The sequence below is a fragment of the Mycobacterium sp. E3247 genome, from assembly GCF_001667785.1.
Taxonomy (GTDB): Bacteria; Actinomycetota; Actinomycetes; order Mycobacteriales; family Mycobacteriaceae; genus Mycobacterium.
In genome coordinates, this window is the sequence record NZ_LZJG01000025.1 from 1 (window position 1) to 950 (window position 950).

2 protein-coding genes are annotated in these 950 nt (G+C 64.0%); one reads left to right on the top strand and one right to left on the bottom strand.

The annotated features are described in order from the left end of the window. Nucleotides 1-389 (bottom strand): acyl-CoA dehydrogenase family protein (locus tag A9X04_RS00970; RefSeq protein ID WP_197508966.1); only part of this gene is annotated, 389 nt, incomplete at its 3' end. A gap of 55 nt (nucleotides 390-444) precedes the next feature. On the opposite strand from A9X04_RS00970, the gene A9X04_RS00975 reads away from it, so the two are divergent. After that, nucleotides 445-950, top strand: a 506-nt coding sequence (locus A9X04_RS00975; RefSeq protein ID WP_156764166.1) for a phosphotransferase family protein, incomplete at its 3' end; no start/stop codon positions are given.

Genomic DNA, 950 nt, shown 5'->3' on the forward strand with positions numbered 1-950 from the left:
GCAAAGCAGACCCGGATATCGCCGTTGACCAGCGGGACCAGGTAGCGCTGCTTCTGCTCCTCGGTCCCGTGCTCGATGAGGGTCAGCATGGTCGCGTCCTGTGGGCCCATGCAGTTCAACGCCCACGCACCCAGATGGCTGAACGCGCGGCCCACTTCGACTTGCACGACGGCATTGGCCAAGTGCCCCAACCCCATTCCGCCGTACTGCACCGGTACGAAGGGGCACCACAACCCTTCCGCGTGGGCCCTGTCCTGGACCTCCTTGACGATGTCGAAGAAGGGACGCGTGCCGATCTGTGGCTCCGCCGGCAGCACTACCTCGTCGATGAATGCGGCGACACGCGTCCGCAGTTCACGAACCTCATGAGGCAACTCGAAGTTGATCATGTGTCATACCCTGCCATCATTGACACTCACTGTCAAGATTGCTATCTTCGGAGCGATGACCACCACCGCACACCTTGTCGACATTGGCCGGCTCGACGAGTGGATCGGCGACCGCCTCCCTGGCCGTGGTCAGCCGCTGACGGCTGAACGCATCGGGGCAAGCACCGGAATCGCCAATGCACTGTTCCGCGTAGCACGCGGCGACGACGCCTGGGTCCTGCGCCGCCCACCCGTGGTGAAGAATGACCCGAGCGCGTCAAACACCCACCGCGAGTGGCGCATTCTGCACGCCCTCGAAGGCACACCGGTTCCGCACCCGCAGCCCGTGCTGTACTGTGCTGACACCGACGTACTTGGTTCTGAATTCATGCTGATGGGCGTCGTCGACGGATTCACGCCCGGTTTCGACTTGCCCGAGCCGTTCGCCGGCGATCCCGAATTGCGGCACGGCCTAGCGATGGCCTACGTCGACGGACTGGTCCACCTGGCCGCGGTGGACTGGCGACGGCGCGGTCTGGCTGACCTTGGCAAGCCCGAGGGATTTCTGGAGCGTCAAGTGCC